This is a genomic window from Pseudomonas orientalis (assembly GCF_002934065.1).
GTDB classification, from domain to species: domain Bacteria; phylum Pseudomonadota; class Gammaproteobacteria; order Pseudomonadales; family Pseudomonadaceae; genus Aquipseudomonas; species Aquipseudomonas orientalis_A.
In genome coordinates this window covers 650,773-673,625 of record NZ_CP018049.1, presented here as the reverse complement: position 1 = coordinate 673,625, position 22,853 = coordinate 650,773, and the positions used below count along the sequence as shown (strand labels likewise).

The following is a 22,853-nucleotide window of genomic DNA, read 5'->3' as shown; positions in this document are numbered from 1 at the left end:
TGCAAAAGCGTGGGCAAACCAGGCATTTCATGGGGTTTGGCGACTCGGCACAGCGCTTGCAATCCCCTGCTCAACTTGTCCCTCACACCCTTGTTGAGTTCACGGAGATCGCACTATGAAGCGTCGCAGTTTGATCAAGGCATTCACCCTGTCGGCATCCATTGCGGCCATGGGCTTGACCTGGACCGTCCAGGCCGCCGAGACCATCAAGGTCGGCATCCTGCACTCGTTGTCCGGGACCATGGCGATCTCCGAAACCTCGCTTAAAGACATGGCGCTGATGACCATCGACGAGATCAACGCCAAGGGCGGTGTGAACGGCAAGATGCTCGAACCGGTGGTGGTGGACCCGGCGTCCAACTGGCCGCTGTTCGCGGAAAAAGGCCGGCAGTTGCTGACCCAGGACAAGGTCGCCGTGGTGTTCGGCTGCTGGACCTCGGTGTCGCGTAAATCGGTATTGCCGGTGTTCGAAGAACTCAATGGCTTGCTGTTCTACCCGGTGCAATACGAAGGCGAGGAAATGTCGCCGAACGTGTTCTATACCGGTGCGGCGCCGAACCAGCAGGCAATCCCGGCGGTGGAATACCTGATGAGCGAAGAAGGCGGCAGCGCCAAGCGTTTCTTCCTGCTCGGCACCGACTACGTGTACCCGCGCACCACCAACAAGATCCTGCGCTCGTTCCTGCATGCCAAAGGCGTGGCGGACAAGGATATCGAAGAGGTCTACACCCCGTTCGGCCACAGCGATTACCAGACCATCGTCGCCAACATCAAGAAGTTCTCCGCCGGCGGCAAGACCGCAGTGATTTCCACCGTGAATGGCGACTCCAATGTGCCGTTCTACAAGGAACTGGCCAACCAGGGCCTGAAGGCGACCGATGTACCGGTGGTGGCATTCTCCGTGGGTGAAGAAGAACTGCGCGGCATCGACACCAAGCCGCTGGTGGGCAACCTGGCGGCGTGGAACTACTTCCAGTCGGTGGAGAACCCGGTTAACCAGAAATTCGTCGCCGATTGGAAAGCCTACGCCAAGAAACACAACCTGCCGGGCGCGGACAAAGCCGTGACCAACGACCCGATGGAAGCCACCTATGTGGGCATTCATATGTGGGCCCAGGCGGCGGAGAAAGCCAAGTCCACCGACGTCGACAAAGTGCGTGAAGCGCTGGCCGGCCAGACCTTCGCCGCACCGTCGGGCTTCACCTTGACCATGGACAAGACCAACCACCACCTGCACAAGCCGGTGATGATTGGCGAGATCCAGGCCGACGGGCAATTCTCGGTGGTGTGGCAGACCGAAGCGCCGATCCGCGCCCAGCCGTGGAGCCCGTACATTCCGGGCAATGACAAGAAGCCGGACTATGCGGTGAAGAGCAACTGAAGCCCACCACAGGTCAAAAATGTGGGAGGGGGCTTGCCCCCGATAGCGGAGTGTCAGACCTATATTCATCAACTGACACACTGCCATCGGGGGCAAGCCCCCTCCCACACTGTCCCCGTATGATCAGGACATTTTTGTATGCCCACTGCCCTCCACCGTTTCATCCTCGCCGTGCTGTTGTTGCTGCCCCTGGCCGCACACGCCAGCGACGCCGACGACTTCCTTGCCGCCAACCCGGTGCAGCAAGCCAAACTCCTCCAGGCGTGGGCCGCCAACCCCGATCCTGCGCGCATCGAGCTGGTGGACGCCCTGCAGCAAGGCCAGCTCACGCTCAACGGCGAAACCAAAACCCTGCGCCTGAACAACCGTCTGCGCGGCCTGATCGACAATGTACAAGCCAGCCAGCAATTGCTCGCCGCCGACCCCAAGGTGCGCTTGAGTGCTGCGCGTACCCTGCAAAAAAGCGCAGTGCCTGCGCAACTGAAATTCCTCGACCAGCAGGTCGCCGCCGAGACCAATGAGGATGTGCACAGCGCCCTCAGCCTGGCCCTGGCCAACCTGCAATTGGTCGACACCGACCCGGTGGTGCGCCTGGCCGCCGTGCGCTTGCTCGGCAGCACCGGCGACCCGCTGGCCCGCACTCGCCTGGAAGCCTTGCTCGCGCCCGGCGTCGAAACCGATGCCGCCGTGCATACCGCCGCCGAAACCAGCCTGGCCCAGGTCAAACGCAAGTTGATGTTCGGTGAAATCCTCGGCCAGGCCTTCAGCGGTATGTCGCTGGGCTCGATTCTATTGCTCGCGGCCCTGGGCCTGGCGATCACCTTCGGCCTGCTTGGCGTGATCAATATGGCCCACGGCGAGATGCTGATGCTCGGCGCCTATTCCACCTACGTGGTGCAGTTGCTGATGCAGCGCTACGTGCCCCAGGCCATCGAGTTCTACCCGCTGATCGCCCTGCCGGTGGCGTTCTTCGTCACCGCCGCCATCGGCATGGCGCTGGAGCGCACGGTGATTCGTCATCTGTATGGCCGGCCATTGGAAACCCTGCTCGCCACCTGGGGCATCAGCCTGATGCTGATTCAGTTGGTGCGCCTGGTGTTCGGTGCGCAGAACGTTGAAGTGTCCAACCCACAATGGTTGTCCGGCGGCATTCAAGTGCTGCCCAACCTGGTGCTGCCGTACAACCGTCTCGTGATCATTGCATTCGCGCTGTTCGTGGTGGTGTTGACCTGGCTGCTGCTGAACAAGACGCGCCTGGGCCTCAACGTGCGCGCCGTCACCCAGAACCGCAACATGGCGGCCTGCTGCGGCGTGCCCACGGGGCGGGTGGACATGCTTGCCTTCGGCCTCGGCTCCGGCATCGCGGGCCTGGGCGGCGTGGCGCTGAGCCAGGTCGGCAACGTCGGCCCGGACCTGGGCCAGAGCTACATTATCGACTCGTTCCTGGTGGTAGTGCTGGGCGGTGTCGGCCAGTTGGCCGGCAGCGTGACGGCGGCCTTTGGCCTGGGGATCGCCAACAAGATCCTGGAACCGCAGATCGGTGCGGTGCTCGGCAAGATTTTGATCCTTGCGCTGATCATTCTGTTTATCCAGAAACGCCCGCAGGGACTCTTCGCACTGAAAGGACGGGTGATCGGCTGATGAATCAGCCATTGATGCTAACGGCCACGCAAAAGGCCGGCCCCAAGGTGACGATTGCAGTGGGCGCGGTGATCCTGTTGCTGCTGCTGGCTCTGCCCTTGGGTTCGCTGCTGTCGCCGGAAAACCCGCTGCATGTGTCAGCCTATACCCTGACCCTGGTCGGCAAGATTCTCTGCTATGCCATCGTCGCACTGGCGCTGGACCTGGTGTGGGGTTACGCCGGCATGTTGTCCCTCGGCCACGGCCTGTTCTTCGCCCTCGGTGGTTATGCCATGGGCATGTACCTGATGCGCCAGGCATCGGGCGATGAGTTGCCGGCGTTCATGACGTTTCTGTCGTGGAGCAAATTGCCCTGGTACTGGGTGGGCACTCAACACTTCTGGTGGGCGCTGTGCCTGGTGGTCCTGGCGCCGGGCTTGCTGGCCCTGGTGTTCGGCTTCTTCGCTTTCCGCTCACGGATCAAGGGCGTGTATTTCTCGATCATGACCCAGGCCCTGACCTTTGCCGGGATGCTGTTGTTCTTTCGCAATGAAACCGGGTTTGGCGGCAATAACGGCTTTACCAATTTCCGCAGCATCCTCGGCTTTGGCATCACTGAACCTGGCACGCGGGCGGTGTTGTTCGTGGCCACGGTACTGCTGCTGGTGGCCAGCCTGTACATCGGCTGGCGCCTGGCGCGCAGCAAATTCGGCCGCGTGCTCACCGCACTGCGTGACGCGGAAAACCGCCTGATGTTCTGCGGCTATGACCCGCGTGGCTTCAAGCTGTTCGTGTGGGTGCTGAGCGCGGTGCTGTGTGGTTTGGCGGGCGCGTTGTATGTGCCGCAGGTGGGCATCATCAACCCCGGCGAAATGTCGCCGACCAACTCCATCGAAGCCGCCGTGTGGGTGGCGCTGGGCGGGCGTGGCACGCTGATCGGCCCACTGCTCGGCGCCGGGGTGGTGAACGGCATGAAGAGCTGGTTCACCGTGGCGTTCCCTGAGTACTGGCTGTTCTTCCTCGGGGCGCTGTTCATCATCGTCACGCTGTACCTGCCCAAGGGCGTTATCGGCCTGTTGAAGAAATGAGGAACGTCATGCTTGAACCTATTTTCGACGCAGGCAGCGGCCGCGATGCGATCGGTATCGGCCAGGCGGCCGGCAAGGGCCTGAATACGCGCCACGGCACCATCCTGACCCTGGAAGACATCAGCGTCAGCTTCGATGGTTTCAAGGCGCTCAACGACCTCAACCTCTACATCGGCGTCGGTGAACTGCGCTGCATCATCGGCCCCAACGGCGCGGGCAAGACCACGCTGATGGACGTGATCACCGGCAAGACCCGGCCCAACCACGGCAACGCCTGGTTCGGCGAAACCCTGGACTTGACCGGCATGAGCGAGGTGCAGATCGCCCAGGCCGGCATCGGTCGCAAGTTCCAGAAGCCGACCGTGTTCGAGGCGTTGAGCGTGTTCGAAAACCTGGAGCTGGCGCAGAAGACCGACAAGTCGGTGTGGGCCAGCCTGCGCGCACGCCTGAGTGGCGAGCAGAAAGACCGCATCGATGAAGTGCTCGACACCATCCGCCTCACCGCCTCGGTGCATCGGCCCGCCGGTTTGCTGTCCCACGGCCAGAAGCAGTTCCTCGAAATCGGCATGCTGCTGATGCAGGACCCGCAACTGTTGCTGCTGGATGAACCGGTGGCGGGCATGACCGACGCCGAAACCGAATTCACCGCTGAACTGTTCAAGCGCCTGGCCGGCAAGCATTCGTTGATGGTGGTGGAGCACGACATGGGCTTTGTCGGCTCGATTGCCGACCACGTCACCGTGTTGCACCAGGGCAGCGTATTGGCCGAAGGGTCGCTGGAACAGGTGCAGGAAAATGAGCGGGTGATCGAGGTTTACCTCGGTCGCTAAGGTGGTTTTCCTGTAGGAGCGAGCTTGCTCGCGAAGATCGTCAACGATAGCGCGGGCATTCTGAATGCACGCGGTGCCCTCAGGTTTTTCGCGAGCAAGCTCGCTCCTACAGGGGATTGAGGAGGTTTTTGGAATGCTGCAAGTCGACAAGCTGCACCAATACTACGGCGGTAGCCACATCCTGCGCGGGCTGTCCTTCGATGTGAAGATCGGCGAAGTCACCTGCCTGCTCGGGCGCAACGGCGTGGGCAAGACCACCCTGCTCAAGTGCCTGATGGGCCTGCTGCCGGCCAAGGAAGGCGCAGTGAACTGGGAAGGCAAGACCATTACCGGTTTCAAGCCGCATCAGCGTGTGCATGCCGGGATCGCTTATGTGCCGCAAGGACGCGAGATTTTCGCGCGCCTGACCGTGGAAGAAAACCTGCTGATGGGCCTGTCGCGCTTCCCCGGCTCGCAAGCCAGGGAAGTGCCCGCCTTCATCTACGAACTGTTTCCGGTACTGCTGCAAATGAAGCATCGCCGCGGCGGCGACTTGTCCGGTGGCCAGCAGCAGCAGTTGGCGATCGGCCGCGCCCTGGCCAGCCGTCCGCGCCTGTTGATCCTCGACGAACCCACCGAAGGTATCCAGCCATCAGTGATCAAGGAAATCGGCGCCGTCATCAAGCAACTCGCCGCCCGTGGCGATATGGCGATCCTGCTGGTGGAGCAGTTCTATGATTTTGCCGCCGAACTGGCCGACCAGTACCTGGTGATGTCACGCGGCGAGATCGTGCAGCAGGGTCGTGGTGAAAATATGGAAAGCGAGGGTGTACGCGGTCTCGTAACCATCTAATCTGTAGCCTCCTGACGATAAGCACTGCGCCATGAACCTGCCCGTTTCCCCTGCCCTGTTCACCCCCAGCTGGCACGCCGAGCTGGAACTGGGCTATGCGCGTTTCGGCGACACCACGCGCCCGGTCATGCGCCGCCACCTTGGCCCGCTGCGGGTGCAAAAGCACCTGTACGCCGAAGGCCCCGAGGTGTGCCAGCACATCATCGTGCACCCGCCCGGCGGGATTGCCGGTGGCGATCGCCTGGACATCAGCGCCCACGTCGGCGCCGATGCCTGGGCGCAGTTGACCAGCCCCGGCGCAGCCAAGTGGTACCGCGCCGGCGGCCCGGCATTTCAGCACGTCGAGTTGACCGTCGAGGCCGGCGCGACGCTGGAATGGCTGCCACAGGAAACCATCGTGTTCAGCGCCGCCCAGGCCGAACTCACCACGCGCATCGACCTGCAAGGCGATGCCCGGCTGTTTTACTGGGATGTGGTCGCCCTCGGACGCCCCGCCAGTGACGAGCGCTTCGACCTCGGCCACTTTCAATCGCACCTGGATATCCGCCGCGACGGCCAGTTGCTCTGGCATGAGCGCCAGCGCATTGTGGGCGCCGATGGCTTGCTGGATTCGCCCATCGGGTTGGACGGGCAACCGGTGTTCGCCACGTTGCTGGTGACCGGTGAGATCGATCCCCAATTGCTCGAACACTGCCGCTCACTGCCACACGCGGTGCGCGGCGACCTGACCCAATTGCCCGGGTTGCTGGTGGCGCGTTGCCTTGCCAGTGAAGCGCTGCTGGCGCGAGGGTGGTTGATTGATTTATGGCGGTTGTTACGCCCGGCGCTGCTGGGCCGCGAAGCAGTCGCACCACGAATCTGGAGCACATGAAGATCAAAATGTGGGAGGGGGCTTGCCCCCGATGGCGGTGGGTCAGTAACAGATGCAGTGCCTGACACACCACAATCGGGGGCAAGCCCCCTCCCACACTTGATCTTCATTGTATTTAAGAATGCATTTAAAGGACCTTGAACCATGGACCTGACCCCACGGGAAAAAGACAAGCTGCTGATCTTCACCGCAGGCCTGGTCGCCGAACGGCGACTGGCGCGCGGTGTGAAGCTCAACTACCCGGAAACCATCGCCTATATCTCCGCCGCCCTGATGGAAGGCGCCCGCGATGGCCGCACCGTGGCCGACCTGATGCACTACGGCACCACCCTGCTCAACCGCGAACAGGTGATGGAAGGCATCCCGGAAATGATCCCGGATATCCAGGTGGAGGCCACCTTCCCGGACGGCACCAAGCTGGTCACCGTTCATCAACCCATTGCGTAAGGTGCAGCGATGATTCGTGATGCAACCGAACACGACCTGCCGGCGATCCGCGCTATCTACAACGACGCGGTGCTCAACACCACGGCAATCTGGAACGAGCAACCGGTCGACCTGGCCAACCGCCAGGCCTGGTTCAGCGCACGCCAGGCGCAGCAGTACCCGATCCTGGTGGCGGCGGAAAACGATGAAGTCACCGGCTACGCCTCGTTCGGCGACTGGCGCCCCTTCGAGGGCTTTCGCTACAGCGTCGAACACTCGGTGTACGTGCGCAATGACCAGCGCGGCAAAGGCCTCGGCCCGCAGTTGATGCAGGCCCTGATCGAGCGCGCCCGCAGCCGCGGCAAGCACGTGATGGTCGCGGCCATTGAAAGCGGCAACCTGGCCTCGATCCGCCTGCATGAACGCCTGGGTTTCATCACCACCGGGCAGATGCCCCAAGTGGGCATCAAGTTCGGCCGCTGGCTGGACCTGACCTTTATGCAACTGACGTTGAATCAGGGCGCCAAACCGCCCAAGGAGTGAGATCGATGAGCGCTGCACACCTGCGTCGCGTCAATGCGGAAAGTTTTGCCCATTACCGCCTGGGCTTGATCGAGCTGTTGCTGGACGCAGTGCAGCATGGCGCATCGGTGGGCTTTATGGCCGACTTCGATGAGACCCAGGCCCGCGAGTACCTGAACGGCGTGCAAGCCGGTATCGAAGACGCCAGCCTGCTGCTGTGGGTAGTGGTGCGCGAAGAACAAGTGGTCGCCAGCGTGCAATTGGCGCTGTGCCAGAAAGCCAATGGTCTGAACCGCGCCGAGGTGCAAAAGTTGCTGGTGCACAGCAGCGCCCGCCGCCATGGCCTGGGCCAACAATTGATGAGCGCCCTGGAACTCGCCGCCCGCCAGCACAAGCGCGGCCTGCTGTACCTGGACACCGAGGCCGGCTCCGGCGCCGAGGCCTTCTACCGGTCCCTGCACTACACCAAAGTCGGTGAGCTGCCCGACTACTGCCAAAGCCCGGACGGGCACTACAGCCCGACCGCCATCTACTACAAGACCCTGGGGCAACCTGCATGATTCCTGGCGAATATCAGATCCAGCCTGGCGAGATCGAACTGAATGTCGGCCGCCGCACCGTCACCTTGAGCGTAGCCAACAGCGGCGATCGGCCGATCCAGGTCGGCTCGCATTATCATTTTTTCGAGACCAATGACGCGCTGACCTTTGACCGTGCCACGAGCCGTGGCATGCGCCTGAATATTCCGGCGGGTACGGCGGTGCGGTTCGAGCCGGGGCAGAGTCGTGAGGTCGAGCTGGTGGATTTAAGCGGCGGGCGGCGGGTATTCGGGTTTGCCGGGCGGATCATGGGCGACCTTTAGAGCCTCATCGGGGGCAAGCCCCCTCCCACCTTTGAAGGTATTCACAGCTCCAAATGTGGGAGGGGGCTTGCCCCCGATAGCGGTTTCACATTCAACACATATTCTTCAGGGCACACACATGAAAATCACCCGCCAAGCCTACGCCGACATGTACGGCCCCACTGTCGGTGACAAGGTCCGCCTGGCCGACACCGAGCTGTTTGTCGAAGTCGAACAGGACTTCACTGTCTATGGCGAAGAAGTCAAATTCGGCGGCGGCAAGGTGATTCGTGACGGCCAGGGCCAGAGCCAATTGCTCGCCCATGAAGTCGTCGACACCCTAATCACCAACGCGCTGATCATCGACCACTGGGGCATCGTCAAGGCTGACGTTGGCTTGAAGAACGGCCGCATCCACGCCATCGGCAAGGCCGGCAACCCGGATATCCAGCCCGGCGTGACCATGGCCATCGGCGCCAGCACCGAAGTGATCGCCGGTGAAGGCATGATCCTCACCGCCGGCGGCATCGACTCCCATGTGCATTTCATCTGCCCGCAGCAGATCGAAGAGGCACTGACCAGCGGCGTCACCACCATGATCGGCGGCGGCACGGGGCCGGCCACCGGTACCAACGCCACCACCTGCACCTCCGGCCCGTGGCACCTGGCGCGCATGCTGCAGGCCAGTGATTCGTTCCCGATGAACATCGGGTTTACCGGCAAGGGCAACGCCAGTTTGCCCGAGCCGTTGATCGAGCAGGTCAAGGCCGGAGCCATCGGTTTGAAGCTGCATGAAGACTGGGGCACCACGCCCGCCAGCATTGATAACTGCCTGAGCGTCGCCGACCAATACGATGTGCAGGTGGCGATCCACAGCGACACGCTCAACGAGTCCGGCTTCGTCGAAACCACCCTCGCCGCGCTCAAGGGCCGCACCATTCACACCTACCACACCGAAGGTGCCGGTGGCGGCCATGCGCCGGACATCATCAAGGCCTGCGGTTTCCCGAACGTGCTGCCCAGTTCCACCAACCCGACACGCCCGTTCACGCGCAACACCATCGACGAACACCTGGACATGCTGATGGTGTGCCATCACCTCGATCCGAGCATTGCCGAAGACGTGGCCTTCGCCGAAAGCCGTATCCGCCGCGAGACCATCGCCGCCGAAGACATCCTGCATGACCTGGGCGCGTTCTCGATGATCAGCTCCGACAGCCAGGCCATGGGCCGTGTCGGCGAGGTGATCACACGCACCTGGCAGACCGCCGACAAGATGAAAAAACAGCGCGGCCCGCTGCCGGGTGACGGCCCCGGCAACGACAACTTCCGCGCCAAGCGCTACATCGCCAAGTACACCATCAACCCGGCGATCACCCACGGCGTGAGCCATATCGTCGGTTCTGTCGAAGTCGGCAAATGGGCGGACCTGGTGTTGTGGCGCCCGGCCTTCTTCGGCATCAAGCCAACCCTGATCCTCAAGGGCGGCGCGATTGCCTCAAGCCTGATGGGCGATGCCAACGCCTCGATCCCCACGCCACAACCAGTGCACTATCGCCCGATGTTCGCCAGCTTCGGCGGCTCGCTGCACGCCACCAGCCTGACGTTCATCAGCCAGGCGGCACAGGACGCCGGCCTGCCCGAGGCCCTGGGATTGAAGAAGCAGATTGCAGTGGTCAAGGGTTGCCGTGATGTGCAGAAAAGCGACCTGATCCACAACGATTACCTGCCGGATATCGAGGTTGATCCGCAGACCTATCAGGTCAGGGCCGACGGCCAGTTGCTGTGGTGCGAGCCGGCCGATGTACTGCCCATGGCCCAGCGCTACTTTTTGTTTTAGGTAACGACCTCAGCCACGTCCAGCGGATGCTCAAGCAACTCCTGACGGGTCAGTGTCTCGATCAGCACCGCCTCGCTGATTTGCAATTGCGCTTGAAGTTCTCTGGCCCGTTGATCGTAAAGAGCCTCGGTGATCGTTCTGGATTCAAACCTGCTGCGCAAGTCCTCCAACTGATCGTGAAACGGATTGCGCAGTTCGTCAAATTGCGAGGGGTATTTGCCTTTCAGGTAATCCTGCCAAAAGTCCCTGGACAGCAGCGCCTGAAGCTCTTGCGCAGAGTTATCCAGGGCTTTGATCGTGTCATAGGCACTATCGAGCATTGATGAGGTAACGTCGCCCCAGTTGGTATGCACGACCTTCTGCGGCTGCCCCGGTAGCTGGAGCCGATCCTTGAGGCCGTAACGATACGCCAGTCGGATCTCAACCTCTTCGTCCAGGCGCTGGGTATGGGGCAACTTGTCGGCCGCCGACACGTTGGGGTCATTGATGATGGCTTCGCTGCGCTGGATATCCGCCGACGCGATCGTGTCCACTTCGTGCAGGCGGAACAAGCCCCTGGATAAGCTTGCCAATTGCAGGCCCTGGGTCTGATCCGTGGCCTGCACCCGAGCCTTGTAGGCCAGCGTGCGCACTTCCAGGTTACTGAAGGAGAAAGCCGCAAGGTCACAACACCCTGGCTCGCCGGCCAGGTCGAGGAGTTCCGTGCGCAGGGTTTCCGATTCGGCGGTGTCCTGGGTGATGCTTTCGATCACTTCCCAGACGCGGCGCTGCATGTCGGCATGGTCGGTGACAGTCGGTTCCAGACGCTCAAGGATGTCAAAAAACGGGTCGACTCTCGGTATGCGCTCCAACGCCACCCATAGGAGCCGTTTGCTACTCGCGTCTTGCGGGGACATGCCTTGGGACCAACGCAGAAATGGATCCTGCGGGCCGTATGTGGATGCCTCACGGTCAGGGGCAATATCAGCTGTCAACCGTAGCGCGTTCGGAAGATCCTCAGACATCAGCCCGGCTTCCTCAAGGCGCCGGCTATATTCGTGGACTTGTCGCCGGGTTTGCTCGGTCAACGGGTTCTCGCTGATATCCGTCACACGAGTCACGCGCGCCGTCTGCGCCAACTGCTCATCCGACGGTGCAATGACGGAGTCCGGGATAGTGGTAATACTGTTTTGGCTCAGATCGACCCGTAGCAGGTTCGTCCGCTCAACCAATCCCGCAGGCCAGGTATCAATCCCCGCATTGCTCATCTGCAAGGTACGCAAATCGGTCATCTGGCTGAAATCCGGCGTCAGGCCGAGGAGGTTATCATCGAGTATCAAGTCACGAAGTGTCGCTCGCGAGGACAGGAGAGCAACCGACTCGGCAGTCAAGCGGATTCGGTTGTTTTGCAGAGATAAACGGGTCAACTCGTTCATATTCCCCACGGCTGGCGGCAACTCGAACAAATGGTTATCCGACATGTCCAGCGAGCGCACACCGCGGCAGTGCGCCAAGAAGCCTTCTGGTGATGTGCGCAGGTTCAGACGGTTCAGTTTGAGTACCGCCGGACGGATGAAATTCGCGCCAAGGTCGGGCAGCCTCGACAAGCGCAAACCACTGAGGTCCAGTTCGATGTCGATGAGTGTACCGTCGCTGGCTGGAACGAGGGGGTTATCCGCTCTCCAGCAGTTCATGATGCGGTGACTGGCGCGATTACGATCGGTGAATTGCTCGTAACCCTGACGCTCGTAGGCGTGGCTCCAGGCTCTTAACTGACGCTTGAGCGCTCTAAATTCCTGCTCACGCTGGGCCAGCTCTGCATCGGCGCGCTCGCCCAACGACCAAATCGTCTCCCGGCAGACTTGAATGCCAATGTCGGGATATATTTCCCGCATGACCCTAAGCCTTGGATTACCACTGTCAAAGGCGCCATCAAGGGCTCCTTGCAGCAGTTCGGGTCGTGTGTGCGTCAACGTCTGCCAGTAGCGATCGAACCGCTGCCAATAGTCGGTGGGAAACCTGTTGTTCTCAAGCAGCAGGACGTTGTTTATGCGAGCGATCGCTTCAAGCTGCTCAGGCGGTGGTGTCAAATGTTCTGGTGGAACCTCCTGCAGGCGGTTTTGGGATAAATCGACGCGTCTCAATCCAGTCAGTGCGGTTAATCCCGAGGGCCACTGCGCAATCTGCGTATTCCTCAGGTTTAACTCCGTCAGGTTTGGCATACCACTGACGTCGGGGGCTATACCCAGCGGGTTGTTGCACAGATCAAGCGTCGCAAGGGAGCTGAGGTTGCTCAGCATACGGCTGGTTGGTGGGGTCAACTTAAGCTTATTGCCGGTCAGGTTCAACGAAGTCAGGGAGCGCATTTCACCGATAGCGCCGGGTAACTCGGTAAGCCGGCAACCGATCAGGGCCAAATGCTTGACGTGGGTGAATGATGTGAGGAAAGCATCAGTCTCGCCGGACCAACCGGTACCCTCGATCTCAAGCCCCTCAACGTGGCTGAAGTCGGCACTTAGTAGCGGAAGTTCCAGATCGCCCCTCATCATCAGCGTCAGGGGGCCTTGATTCATACGCCGCCAGTGACTCTTGATCTCTCTGGCTATATAGGACGCGCGGCGAAGGTCGGCATCAGCGCGCGGCGGCCCACTGGCGTAAACCCAGTTATCCAACTCCCTCGTCAACGTTTTGAGCTCAGCCTTCCAGCGTTTCAACCCACCCTTGACGTCGTCGCCCAATGTGCGGACGAACGCATCGACGGCCTCCTCGTCAATCAAAGGGAACAGATCGGTGACCTGCTCGTGCACTGAATCGACATCGCTAACGCTGGTCGCCTGTCGGCTGGATCCGCCGCCACCGCCAAGCAATCTCAGTGTCGAATCAACCGTCGGCTTGCGCACCGGGTTCTCCAGCAACACCGTGCGCAGCGGCTCACGAGGCAAAGGCGCTTGTTGGATCGCGGTCTTCAACTGCTGTGCATCGGTGAACCCAAGGTTCTGGCGTTCGGTGGCGGACAACTGGTCCCAGGTCGCCCCAAAAAAATCCCTGGGCATAGGTGCCTCGAACAACCCATTGTCCTTGAGCACCAGGGTCTTGGTAGTAGTTGAGTCCGGGGAACCGATGGCATCCAGCAGCGTGCCTTGGGCCGAATAGTGACGCAACTCCACCCGCGTTCCACGCTGCCATCCAGGCAAGGTTTCCAGGGTGCGCAAGGCGAGGCGCTGGCTGTCGATGCCTGCCAGTGTGTCCAATTGCAGGCCTTCATAGGCGCGCGACACCCGGACTTCCTGCTCAAGCCACCTCGCCTGTTCAATTCGCTCTTCGGGCAGAAACCCGGTATCTCGAAATATCTGCAACTGTTCAACGCTCAGCCTTTTGAGCAGCTCAATGGCCATCGACGCCGGCAGCCTGGGGTAAGTCGCCAGGACCAGGCGCACATCAGGATCGTTCGTGGCATTCAAGGCTTGGTAGCGCTCTTCGACCAGCGAGCTCTTAAAGGTATCGACGACATTGGCGATGTGTTCACGCAGCTTGCCGGCCCGCACCGCCAGCGACTCTTCGGCACTGCCAGGGATTTCCCTGAGCGTAGGATCCACACCCTGCAAGCTGAACAGCACTTGATTGAGCCACTCACCGCTCGTCAATTGGCTTTCACTGACCTCTACTACACGTCTGGAGGCGTCCCCGAAGGTCTCCTCCCACAAAACTCTGCTGTTGTTGCCACTGACCCTCACCCGCAGCGGCGTATCAGGCAACATCCCTCGTCGACGCATGATTTGCAGTTGCAGCACGGGGTCGGCCTGAGCATAGACGACCGGGTCGCTGCTTTTCATTTGTTCGACAAAAGTTGTCAGTGCCTGATGCGCCTTGAAATGCTGGATCGTATCGTCCAACAACATAGGCACGGGGTCATGCACAACAAAGGTCTGGCGCAAGACGTCTTCTTCGACACCACTGGAAATAAGCGCCTGCTCCAGCGTTGCGCTGCCAAGCCCTTGCCGGTCCAGGCCCAGGCGCCTGATCAGGGTCGGTTTATCCCAGGTCAGCGGTTGCTCGACTTCATGGCTCCAGGCGCCGGCATGGTTATGTTCCAGTTGTGGTTCATAGGCGCCGGGGCGACTCGGGTGCTGAATGCGATACTGGCCGGTGTCGGCTTCCTGCCGGACCTGATAGTAGTCGCCGTCAATGGGCAGCACCGTCTGCCCATTGTGCGGGTAGAGGCCCAAGGCGTCCGGCTTGGTGCCCGGGGCCAGCTCGACGGGCACCTTGTAAGGGGTCATATCAGGATTCCACAGCACCTGCTTGCCGGTTGGCAGCGTGACCGGCTTGAGGTGGTCGATCGAACTCGCCCATTTGACTGCGGGTAACACCTTCGCGCCGGTACCCTGCACCGCAGCATTGAGGGCCACGCTGGAAAAGTGCGCCCACATGGTCTTCGTATCGCCTTGCTCGTAGGCTTCGATACCTTCGTACACCTCGGAGCACATCTGCGCCGCGCCCACCGCCAGCATGATCGGCCCCAGCCCCGGCACTACGAATGCGCCGAGGTTGAACACGCTGTTCACGGCGTCCAGGTAGCTCACCAGCCGGTCCATGCGCGCCTCGCGGTCTTCGTCACCGGTAGGCACCGCCACAGCACGGGCGTCAGCCAGAATCTTGCGCACCTGGGCCTCGCGCAGCAGCTCCCACAGGTTGGCGCCGATTTTCAACTCATCCAGGGGCAGTCTCGGCGGCCTTGCCGCCATCGGGTAATCGCCGGTCACACCGTTGCCGTTGGCGGGTTTATACAGCACGTTGAAGTGCCGGAAGAAAACCCCTTGCTCACGCTGGGGCACGAAGCGACTGAAAAAGCGCCGATACGACGCGCTGTGCAGGCGCGTCCGCAGATCGGCCATGAACTCCCCGCTGGAGGCATACTCCTTGAGCGGTTGCTGTGGATCATTGGGGATAAACACCACAAGGCGCTCGACTCTGTCACTGCCTTTACGCTCAGGGCCGATCAGCAAGGGCCCCACCAGCACACTGCCAAACACGTTCAGAGCGACAAACGTCACTGGCTTGCCATCAAGGGTGGCGCTGCCTGGGTCGGTAATGACCTGCTTGAGCATTCCATAAACATCGGCGCTGATGCCCCATTCGGGCGTTTGAGCCGCCAGCTCCGCGCTCAGCGCCAGCAGTTGGCGCTGGTGCTCTTGCAGTTGCGCTTGCAGTGCCGTGCGCTGAGTTTCATCTGCGGGTTGGACGATGGACTTGATGTGTTCCTGATACAACTTACCCAAATCCAGGCTGCGGCACATTTGGGCAAATTCATGGGGAGCAATGGCCAGGGCATAAGACCTGAACACGCTCGGGTTTGGGATCACATCGCCCCCATTCGCGCCCACTGTGGTAATGAGCTGACAATCCTGGCAGGTGCTCGCTCGCTCTTCGTCGGGTTCGAAATTGGCCAGGGCGGCTTCAAGCAGGGAAACCGTACGGTATTCATAACGAAGCTGCGGATCGCTTTGCTGTTCGAAGACAAACGCGCCGAATAGATCATCACGACCTTTAAACCCATACTTACGCGCGAAATAGACGTTGTTGACGTCCAGCTCCAGGTTGAAGCGTTGCTTGATCGCGTCTTTCAGCGGCTGTTCGGCAAATGCCTTCACATCCTCGATATCGCCCAGGCTGTTTTCCACCTGGTTCAAGGTCTCGCGATAACGGGTATGGCTGGCGGCCAGTTCGGACCTCTGCTGAGCCGTAGCGGCCAGATACCATCTGGGCAGTTCCATCTCGTGATTGGCGAGTTCTTCCTGGCGCTGGGTAGTTGCCTGGTTGAACCAACCGGGCACGCGGTCCTTGAGGAAGTCGTAATGCACGCCCCGAAGGTCAACGTTGAACTTGCCTTCGCGGGTAGAGATAACGGGTTGTTCTGACATATCGGGCCATCCATGAAGGGTTGTGAAAAACCCAACCTATCGGATCGCCCGGTTTGGAAAGCCCTAGCTATTTATCGCCGATCAAAAATGCTCACGCGGGTTGAACGCGGCCTTCTGTGCCAGCTCCTGCCACAGCGCCTTGACCTCCTCATCACTGCTCTTGGGCATCACGGCCTTGAGCTGCACAAACAGATAACCGCGCTGCCCGGCCTTGTTCAGCAGGCCATGGCCCTTGGCGCGCATGCGCTGGCCGTTCTGGCTACCGGCGGGCACCTTGAGGTTGATCTTGCCGGTGAGGGTCGGCACTGCCACTTCCGCGCCCAAGGCCAACTCCCACGGGGCCAGTGGCAGGTTGATGATCAGGTTTTCGCCATCCACTTCGAACTTGGGGTGCGGCGCAAACTTGATGATCAGGTACAGGTCGCCATTCGCTCCGCCACCAATGCCCGGTGCGCCCTGCCCTTTGAGGCGGATGCGCTCGCCGTCGGCCACGCCGGCGGGGATCTTCACGTTCAGGCTCTTGGTGGTGTTGCTCACGTGCCGGCCCGAGGCGTCGTATTGCGGCACCTGGAAGTTGATCTGCTTGGACTCGGTAGACAGTGTCTCTTCAAGGTGCACCGTCAGCTGCATCTCGACGTCCTGGCCCTTGCGCCCGGCAGGACGGCGCTGGCCGCCCCCGAAGGCATCGCCACGACCACCGAAGATCGAGCTGAAAAAGTCCGAGAAGTCCTCAGTGCCCGCGCCACCACCGCCAAAGCCGCCACGGCTCTGCCAGCCCGGCGGGCCCTGGAACGGCTGGCCATGCTGGCCGTATTTGCGCAATTCGTCGTACTCGGCTCGCTTGTCGGCGCTTTTAAGCGCTTCATAGGCTTCGGACGCGTCCTTGAATTTCGCTTCGGCGTCTTTTTCCTTGCTCACATCGGGGTGATATTTGCGCGCGAGCTTGCGATAGGCAGCCTTGATTTCCTTGTCATCGGCCGTCGGCTCGACACCCAGAATCTTGTAGTAATCTTTGAAATCCATCGACGGTTCACCATCCTTTATCGAGATCGCACTGCCCGGTGCGCAACGTGCGCTGGTTTGCACCTGTTGAGGGTTGCGGCCCGGGGGTACGTCAAAGTGTTATCGGCATCAGCCGTATGCAACAGATGTGGGGGCAAATCCCGTACTTTCAAGCGCGATTTAACGGATGGTTGGCCTACGCAAGCGCTTGCGACTGGCATACACTGCGCGGCCGTTTTTCAACCGGAACCCGATAGACATGAAAAACCCATCCCCAGCCCGTGCCTGTGGTATTGACTTCGGCACGTCCAACTCCACCGTCGGCTGGATCCGTCCCGGCATGGAAACGCTGATCGCGCTGGAGGACGACAAAATCACCCTGCCGTCGGTGGTCTTCTTCAACTTTGAGGAGCGCCGCCCGGTGTACGGTCGCCTGGCGCTGCACGAATACCTGGAGAACTACGAAGGCCGCTTGATGCGCTCGCTCAAGAGCCTGCTGGGTTCCAAGCTGATCAAGCACGACACCAGCGTGCTTGGCACTGCAATGCCGTTCACTGACCTGCTGGCGCTGTTTATCGGCCAACTCAAGAGCCGCGCCGAAGCCAACGCCGGTCGTGAGTTCGAAGAAGTGGTGCTGGGCCGCCCGGTATTCTTCGTCGATGACGACCCGATGGCCGACCAGGAAGCCGAGAACACCCTGGTGGACGTGGCGCGCAAGATCGGCTTCAAGGACATCTCGTTCCAGTACGAACCGATTGCGGCGGCGTTCGACTACGAGTCCACCATTGAAAAAGAAGAGCTGGTGCTGATCGTCGACATCGGCGGCGGTACCTCCGACTTCTCCCTGGTGCGCCTGTCGCCGGACCGTCGCCACAACGACAACCGCCAGAGCGATATCCTCGCCACCGGCGGCGTGCACATCGGCGGCACCGACTTCGACAAACAGCTCTCGCTGGCCGGCATGATGCCGCTGTTCGGCTACGGCAGCCGCATGAAGAGCGGCGCCTACATGCCCACCAGCCACCACATGAACCTGGCCACCTGGCACACCATCAACTCGGTGTACTCGCAAAAATCCCAGCTGGCCCTGGGCAGCATGCGCTACGACATCGAAGACACCGGCGGCATCGACCGCCTGTTCAAATTGATCGAACAGCGCGCCGGGCACTGGCTGGCCATGGAAGTGGAAGAGACGAAGATCCAGCTGACCCAGGCAGACAGCCGCCATGTGCCGCTGGACCGTATCGAAGCGGGCCTGAGCGTGGACCTGAGCCGGGCGCTGTTCGAGTCATCCATCGACAACCTGCTCGAACGCGTGCGCGGCAGTGTCACGCAGTTGCTCAACGACGCCTCGGTAAGCGTGGCCCAAGTGGACACGGTGTTCTTCACCGGCGGTTCAAGCGGCATCCCGGCGCTGCGCCACAGCATTTCGGCGATGCTGCCGAATGCGCGGCATGTGGAAGGCAATATCTTTGGCAGTATTGGGAGTGGTTTGGCGATTGAGGCGAGCAAGCGCTACGGCAGCTGATTTCCAGCTTAAACCGCGGCGCGCCCATCGGGGGCAAGCCCCCTCCCACATTTTGATATGTGAACACCTTCAAAGGTGGGAGGGGGCTTGCCCCCGATAGCGTCAGCCCAGGCAACACAAGGCTTAAACCATCCCGCCGAGCTTCAGCTCGCTTTTCAGATACGCATAGTAAATCGGCCCTGCCACCACCCCCGGCAGGCCGAACGCTGCCTCGAACACCAGCATCGCCAACAACAACTCCCACGACTTGGCACTGATCTGCCCGCCGACGATGCGCGCGTTGAGGAAGTACTCGACCTTGTGGATCACGATCAGATACCCCAGCGCCGCCACCGCCACCCAGATCGACAACGACAGGGCCACGATGGTGATCAGAGTGTTGGACATCAGGTTGCCGATCACCGGCAGCAGGCCGAGCAGGAAGGTCAGCACGATCAGGGTTTTGGTCAGTGGCAGGTGAATACCGCACAGCGGCAGTACCACCGCGAGAAACACGGCGGTGAAAGCCGTGTTGAGCGCGGCGATCTTGATCTGGGCGAAAACGATATTGCGAAACGCCTGGACCAGCAGGTGCAGGCGGTCGAACAGTGCGGCGGCCAGGGGTTTGCGCTTGGTCAGGTCGGGCACGCGCTGCAGGGCGATGATCGCGCCGAGCACCATGCCGATCAGCAAGGTGACGAACATGTGCGCGGCGTCCTTGCCGACCAGTTGCAGCTCGCTCAGGTGTTTGCTCAGCCATTGGCCGATGGCCACGCGAAACTCAGCGGCGCTGGCGGGCAGGTACGCGTCCAAAAACGGCGGCAACTGGCCGCGCGCGCGGTCGACCACGCCCATGAACTTGTCGAGCGAAGCGCCGGGGTTTTCCGCTTCGTGGAGCAGAAAGCTGATGGCGCCAGCGAAGATCAGCGCAAGTACGCTGACGATCAGGGTACCGAGCAAGGCCACCGCCAGCCAGCGCGCACGCCGCCCTTCGATCAGCCGTTGCAGTTGGGGGGTGAGCATGTTGACCAGTTCATAGACCAACAGGCCGGCCAGCAGGCTGGGCAGCAATTTGAGCGGCAGCACCAGCAGCAACCCGCCGAAAATGATGATGTAGCTGGCCAGCAACAACACATGACGCTGAGAAAACGTTGGCATACAGCCTCAAAACGAACGGCGTTAAAGGATGTTGTAGGAGCGAGCTTGCTCGCAAAAAACGAAAGGGCACCGCGTTTAGTCAGGGTGCCCGTGTGATCGTTCACGTTTTTCGCGAGCAAGCTCGCTCCTACAAAGGGACTGTGTGCGAGTGTCGCAGCCTTCTATGGCCTGGGGCTATTACTTCTTCAGGCAGGTGCTCATGAACGTTTTACGCGCTTCGCCCGCCAACGCCTGGGTTTTAGCCGACGCATTGCAGTCTTTCATCTTCTGCTGCTGCGGCGTCAGAGTCTTGGCATCGTTGGCGGCAGGTGCCGACAGGCAGGTCTTCATGTAGGCCTTGCGCTCATCACCCTTGAGGGTCTTGGTGGTCGCCTCGGCATTGCAGGTGGTCATCTTGTTTTGCTGGGCGGTGGCGGCAAAACCCTGGGAACACAGCAGCAGGCCCATCATCAACAGCGAAATACGCAGCATCTTCATGGAGTTTTCTCCCTGTTACCGTACCGAAGGGCACGGCCTACAACGCAGTGTAGTCAAAACCTGTTACAACTTCACCGGCCGCGAATAGTCGTCCGACGGTATTGCTCCGGCGTGCAACCGGCATGGCGCTGGAACATCGCGATAAAGGCCGAGGCGCTGCTGTAGCCCAGGTCAAATGCCACATGCTGCACGCTGCACGCGCTGTCGAGGGCTTCGATGGCCGCCAGATAGCGCAGGCGCTGGCGCCATTCGCCAAAGCTCATGCCGAGTTCGCGCACAAACTGACGCGCCAGGGTGCGTTCGCTGACATGCACCTGCTCGGCCCACTGCGCCAGCGGACGGTTGTCGCCCGGTTGCGCCTGCATGCCTTCAAGTACACCCAGCAGGCCGGGATGACGGGCGTAAGGCAGGAAGCAATCGTGGATCGGCGCCTGCTTGAGTTGGTCCACCAGCACCTGGGCCAGGCGGATATCGGCTTCGGTCTGCGGCTGATTGACGTCGCGCAGGGCGAAATCCTTGAGAATTGCCTTGAGGATGTCACTGATCGCCAGGGTGCAAGGCTGCCGGGGCAGTTGCTCGCACAACGGCGGCGCCAGGCCCACCGAGTGGTAGACAATCGCCTCGGCATTGTAGGAACTGTGCACGGTATGCGGCGGCACCCACACTGCGTACTGCGGCGGCGACATGAAACGGCTGCCGGCCACTTTCATGCGCATCACACCGCTGGCCGAGTAGTCCAGCGAGCCCCAGGCGTGCTGGTGCGGGGTGCATTCGGTGTCTGGGGCGAAGTCGGAATAGCGGAAGTACACAGGGCTCGGCAGGCTGACGAAATCGGGCAGGCGTACGGTGTGTCTGGACATATTGTCTGGATTCAAAGGCCGGTTGTCTGGATCGCATTATAGGCTTCGATCCAGACAAGGGATAATCCGGCCTCCTCAACGCACTGGGTCTGGTTTCGATGCAATACACGTATCCCCTGCTGGCCATCCTTATCTGGTCCGGCAACACCGTGGTCAACAAACTGGCGGTGGGTTCGATCTCCCCGGCTGAAATCGGCTTTTATCGCTGGCTGTTCGCGGCGCTGCTGTTCACCCCATTCATGCTCAAGCCGGTCATCGCCAACTGGGCGCTGATCCGCCCGAACCTGGGCAAGATCTTTATTCTCGGCGTGCTGGGCATGGCCGTGTATCAAAGCCTGGCCTATTACGCGGCCACGCTGACCAGTGCCACCAACATGGGCATCATCCTCTCGCTGATGCCGCTGATGGCCCTGACCGCCGCCATCATCAGCCTCGGCCAGCGCCTGACCTTCGGCGCGCTGACCGGCGCGGTGCTGTCGTTCGCGGGGGTTGTGGTGGTGGTGTCATCCGGCAGCCTGGGCGCGTTGCTGCAACACGGGATCAACCTCGGTGACGCCATGATGCTGGTAGCCACCCTGGCCTACGCGGTCTACAGCACCTTGCTGAAAAAATGGCAACTGCGCCTGCCGCCGTTGGTGCTGTTGTATCTGCAAGTGCTGGTGGCGGTGGTGGTGCTGTTTCCGTTGTTCCTGTTCTCGGCCAAGGCGGGCCTGGGCTGGGCGAATATCCCGCTGGTGCTGTATGCGTGCCTGCTGGCTTCGATGCTGGCGCCGCTGGCGTGGATGCACTCGGTCAAAACCCTGGGGCCAAGCCGTACCACGTTGTTTTTCAACCTGCTTCCACTGATTACTGCCTTGATCGCGGCGGTGGTGCTGAAGGAGGCGCTGGCGCTTTATCACCTGGTGGGAGGGTTGCTGACCTTGGGTGGGGTGGTCCTGTCGGAGCGCTGGACTACGCCGGTCAGACCTCGTCGTGACACATCCTGTTAAATCCGATAAAACTTTTCGCCTCTCTCGCGACTCACAACTGGGAGCGATCACGCCGGCAGAGCGTGGCGTAAAACCGGATTAGCCCCAGGAGATTGAGATGACTGAAGCACACTTGACTGACGTTGCGACCCTGCGCAGCCGCGCCCGCCAGAACGTTGAAAACGGTGCCGTGACCGAAGGCTATGACGCCGACCGCGAAGAAATTATCCGCCTGCTCAACGCATCGCTGGCCACCGAACTGGTCTGCGTGTTGCGCTACAAGCGTCACTACTTCATGGCCAGCGGCCTGAAAGCCAGCGTCGCCGCCGATGAATTCCTGGAGCACGCCACCCAGGAAGCCGAACACGCCGACAAACTTGCCGAGCGCATCGTGCAGCTGGGCGGCGAGCCGGAATTCAACCCCGACCTGCTGTCGAAGAACTCCCACGCACAGTACGTGGCGGGCAACTCGCTGAAAGAAATGGTCTACGAAGACTTGGTGGCCGAGCGGATCGCGGTGGACAGCTATCGCGAGATCATTCAGTACATCGGCGATAAGGATCCGACTACCCGTCGCATCTTCGAAGACATCCTGGCCCAGGAAGAAGAACACGCCGATGACATGGCGGATATTCTCGAAGGCCTGTAACCAGCCGCACAGCAATACCCATGTGGGAGGGGGCTTGCTCCCGATAGCAGTGGTTCAGCCAAGGATGTTCTGGCTGATAAA

19 protein-coding genes are annotated in these 22,853 nt (G+C 60.9%); 14 read left to right on the top strand and 5 right to left on the bottom strand.

What is annotated here, in order from left to right; genetic code table 11:
- Positions 1 to 115: 115 nt before the first annotated feature.
- The 11 genes from urtA to ureC all read left to right on the top strand — a co-directional run bounded on the left by urtA (position 116) and on the right by ureC (position 10,251).
- Positions 116 to 1,381 carry an urea ABC transporter substrate-binding protein gene (urtA, locus tag BOP93_RS02875; protein WP_065894564.1) on the top strand — a complete coding sequence of 422 codons (1,266 nt, stop codon included), beginning with the start codon at positions 116 to 118 and terminating at the stop codon, positions 1,379 to 1,381.
- A 138-nt stretch (positions 1,382 to 1,519) separates the two neighbouring features.
- Positions 1,520 to 3,022, top strand: a complete 1,503-nt coding sequence (gene urtB, locus BOP93_RS02870; RefSeq protein ID WP_104501484.1) for an urea ABC transporter permease subunit UrtB — start codon at positions 1,520 to 1,522, stop codon at positions 3,020 to 3,022.
- Positions 3,022 to 4,089 carry an urea ABC transporter permease subunit UrtC gene (urtC, locus tag BOP93_RS02865; protein WP_104501483.1) on the top strand — a complete coding sequence of 356 codons (1,068 nt, stop codon included), beginning with the start codon at positions 3,022 to 3,024 and terminating at the stop codon, positions 4,087 to 4,089. Before urtB ends, urtC begins: the two co-directional genes overlap by 1 nt.
- The gene (gene urtD / locus BOP93_RS02860; protein ID WP_205885787.1) at positions 4,086 to 4,919 is read left to right on the top strand and encodes an urea ABC transporter ATP-binding protein UrtD; all 834 of its coding nucleotides are present in this window, start codon (positions 4,086 to 4,088) and stop codon (positions 4,917 to 4,919) included. Before urtC ends, urtD begins: the two co-directional genes overlap by 4 nt.
- Positions 4,920 to 5,052: 133 nt before the next feature.
- Entirely contained in the window at positions 5,053 to 5,751 is a 699-nt protein-coding gene (gene urtE / locus BOP93_RS02855) for an urea ABC transporter ATP-binding subunit UrtE (RefSeq protein ID WP_104501481.1), read from the top strand.
- 31 nt (positions 5,752 to 5,782) lie between these two features.
- Positions 5,783 to 6,622 carry an urease accessory protein UreD gene (locus BOP93_RS02850; RefSeq protein WP_104501480.1) on the top strand — a complete coding sequence of 280 codons (840 nt, stop codon included), beginning with the start codon at positions 5,783 to 5,785 and terminating at the stop codon, positions 6,620 to 6,622.
- Positions 6,623 to 6,766: 144 nt separating this feature from the next.
- A complete protein-coding gene (gene ureA / locus BOP93_RS02845) occupies positions 6,767 to 7,069 on the top strand; it encodes an urease subunit gamma (RefSeq protein WP_104501479.1) in 303 nt (100 codons plus the stop codon).
- A gap of 9 nt (positions 7,070 to 7,078) precedes the next feature.
- The gene (locus BOP93_RS02840) at positions 7,079 to 7,591 is read left to right on the top strand and encodes a GNAT family N-acetyltransferase (protein ID WP_104501478.1); all 513 of its coding nucleotides are present in this window, start codon (positions 7,079 to 7,081) and stop codon (positions 7,589 to 7,591) included.
- A gap of 5 nt (positions 7,592 to 7,596) precedes the next feature.
- Positions 7,597 to 8,130: a GNAT family N-acetyltransferase gene (locus tag BOP93_RS02835; RefSeq protein ID WP_104501477.1), complete on the top strand. Its 534-nt coding sequence runs from the start codon at positions 7,597 to 7,599 to the stop codon at positions 8,128 to 8,130.
- Positions 8,127 to 8,432 (top strand): urease subunit beta, encoded by a 306-nt coding sequence (locus BOP93_RS02830; RefSeq protein ID WP_104501476.1) that lies wholly within the window; start codon positions 8,127 to 8,129, stop codon positions 8,430 to 8,432. Before BOP93_RS02835 ends, BOP93_RS02830 begins: the two co-directional genes overlap by 4 nt.
- A gap of 118 nt (positions 8,433 to 8,550) precedes the next feature.
- The gene (gene ureC, locus BOP93_RS02825; protein ID WP_104501475.1) at positions 8,551 to 10,251 is read left to right on the top strand and encodes an urease subunit alpha; all 1,701 of its coding nucleotides are present in this window, start codon (positions 8,551 to 8,553) and stop codon (positions 10,249 to 10,251) included.
- On the opposite strand, the gene BOP93_RS02820 is transcribed toward ureC, so the two are convergent.
- Positions 10,248 to 16,151, bottom strand: coding sequence for a dermonecrotic toxin domain-containing protein (locus BOP93_RS02820; RefSeq protein WP_237140392.1), 5,904 nt, complete (start codon positions 16,149 to 16,151; stop codon positions 10,248 to 10,250). The two genes, ureC and BOP93_RS02820, sit on opposite strands and share 4 nt — an antisense overlap.
- Before the next feature lie 81 nt (positions 16,152 to 16,232).
- Positions 16,233 to 17,174 carry a DnaJ C-terminal domain-containing protein gene (locus BOP93_RS02815; RefSeq protein WP_104501474.1) on the bottom strand — a complete coding sequence of 314 codons (942 nt, stop codon included), beginning with the start codon at positions 17,172 to 17,174 and terminating at the stop codon, positions 16,233 to 16,235.
- Between the two features lie 238 nt (positions 17,175 to 17,412).
- Between BOP93_RS02815 and BOP93_RS02810 the strand changes: the two genes are divergently transcribed.
- A complete protein-coding gene (locus BOP93_RS02810; protein WP_078820160.1) occupies positions 17,413 to 18,681 on the top strand; it encodes an Hsp70 family protein in 1,269 nt (422 codons plus the stop codon).
- A gap of 123 nt (positions 18,682 to 18,804) precedes the next feature.
- Here BOP93_RS02810 and BOP93_RS02805 read toward each other — a convergent pair whose 3' ends face one another.
- From BOP93_RS02805 to BOP93_RS02795, 3 genes are all read right to left on the bottom strand, one after another.
- Positions 18,805 to 19,818: an AI-2E family transporter gene (locus BOP93_RS02805; protein WP_065883382.1), complete on the bottom strand. Its 1,014-nt coding sequence runs from the start codon at positions 19,816 to 19,818 to the stop codon at positions 18,805 to 18,807.
- 177 nt (positions 19,819 to 19,995) lie between these two features.
- Entirely contained in the window at positions 19,996 to 20,295 is a 300-nt protein-coding gene (locus BOP93_RS02800; protein ID WP_104501473.1) for a PsiF family protein, read from the bottom strand.
- 71 nt (positions 20,296 to 20,366) lie between these two features.
- A complete protein-coding gene (locus BOP93_RS02795; RefSeq protein WP_104501472.1) occupies positions 20,367 to 21,155 on the bottom strand; it encodes an AraC family transcriptional regulator in 789 nt (262 codons plus the stop codon).
- 98 nt (positions 21,156 to 21,253) lie between these two features.
- Here BOP93_RS02795 and BOP93_RS02790 point away from each other — a divergent pair, with 98 nt between their 5' ends.
- Positions 21,254 to 22,144, top strand: a complete 891-nt coding sequence (locus BOP93_RS02790; RefSeq protein WP_104501471.1) for a DMT family transporter — start codon at positions 21,254 to 21,256, stop codon at positions 22,142 to 22,144.
- 97 nt (positions 22,145 to 22,241) lie between these two features.
- Positions 22,242 to 22,772, top strand: a complete 531-nt coding sequence (locus BOP93_RS02785; RefSeq protein ID WP_065883376.1) for a ferritin-like domain-containing protein — start codon at positions 22,242 to 22,244, stop codon at positions 22,770 to 22,772.
- Positions 22,773 to 22,853: the final 81 nt, after the last annotated feature.

Coding starts and splice junctions, on each gene's coding strand:
- urtC (WP_104501483.1), top strand. CDS start 3,022: ATGAATCAGCCATTGATGCTAACGGCCACGCAAAAGGCCGGCCCCAAG.
- urtA (WP_065894564.1), top strand. CDS start 116: ATGAAGCGTCGCAGTTTGATCAAGGCATTCACCCTGTCGGCATCCATT.
- BOP93_RS02830 (WP_104501476.1), top strand. CDS start 8,127: ATGATTCCTGGCGAATATCAGATCCAGCCTGGCGAGATCGAACTGAAT.
- BOP93_RS02805 (WP_065883382.1), bottom strand. CDS start 19,818: ATGCCAACGTTTTCTCAGCGTCATGTGTTGTTGCTGGCCAGCTACATC.
- BOP93_RS02850 (WP_104501480.1), top strand. CDS start 5,783: ATGAACCTGCCCGTTTCCCCTGCCCTGTTCACCCCCAGCTGGCACGCC.
- BOP93_RS02840 (WP_104501478.1), top strand. CDS start 7,079: ATGATTCGTGATGCAACCGAACACGACCTGCCGGCGATCCGCGCTATC.
- BOP93_RS02785 (WP_065883376.1), top strand. CDS start 22,242: ATGACTGAAGCACACTTGACTGACGTTGCGACCCTGCGCAGCCGCGCC.
- BOP93_RS02810 (WP_078820160.1), top strand. CDS start 17,413: ATGAAAAACCCATCCCCAGCCCGTGCCTGTGGTATTGACTTCGGCACG.
- BOP93_RS02790 (WP_104501471.1), top strand. CDS start 21,254: ATGCAATACACGTATCCCCTGCTGGCCATCCTTATCTGGTCCGGCAAC.
- urtE (WP_104501481.1), top strand. CDS start 5,053: ATGCTGCAAGTCGACAAGCTGCACCAATACTACGGCGGTAGCCACATC.
- BOP93_RS02835 (WP_104501477.1), top strand. CDS start 7,597: ATGAGCGCTGCACACCTGCGTCGCGTCAATGCGGAAAGTTTTGCCCAT.
- BOP93_RS02800 (WP_104501473.1), bottom strand. CDS start 20,295: ATGAAGATGCTGCGTATTTCGCTGTTGATGATGGGCCTGCTGCTGTGT.
- BOP93_RS02795 (WP_104501472.1), bottom strand. CDS start 21,155: ATGTCCAGACACACCGTACGCCTGCCCGATTTCGTCAGCCTGCCGAGC.
- BOP93_RS02820 (WP_237140392.1), bottom strand. CDS start 16,151: ATGTCAGAACAACCCGTTATCTCTACCCGCGAAGGCAAGTTCAACGTT.
- BOP93_RS02815 (WP_104501474.1), bottom strand. CDS start 17,174: ATGGATTTCAAAGATTACTACAAGATTCTGGGTGTCGAGCCGACGGCC.
- ureA (WP_104501479.1), top strand. CDS start 6,767: ATGGACCTGACCCCACGGGAAAAAGACAAGCTGCTGATCTTCACCGCA.
- urtD (WP_205885787.1), top strand. CDS start 4,086: ATGAGGAACGTCATGCTTGAACCTATTTTCGACGCAGGCAGCGGCCGC.
- ureC (WP_104501475.1), top strand. CDS start 8,551: ATGAAAATCACCCGCCAAGCCTACGCCGACATGTACGGCCCCACTGTC.
- urtB (WP_104501484.1), top strand. CDS start 1,520: ATGCCCACTGCCCTCCACCGTTTCATCCTCGCCGTGCTGTTGTTGCTG.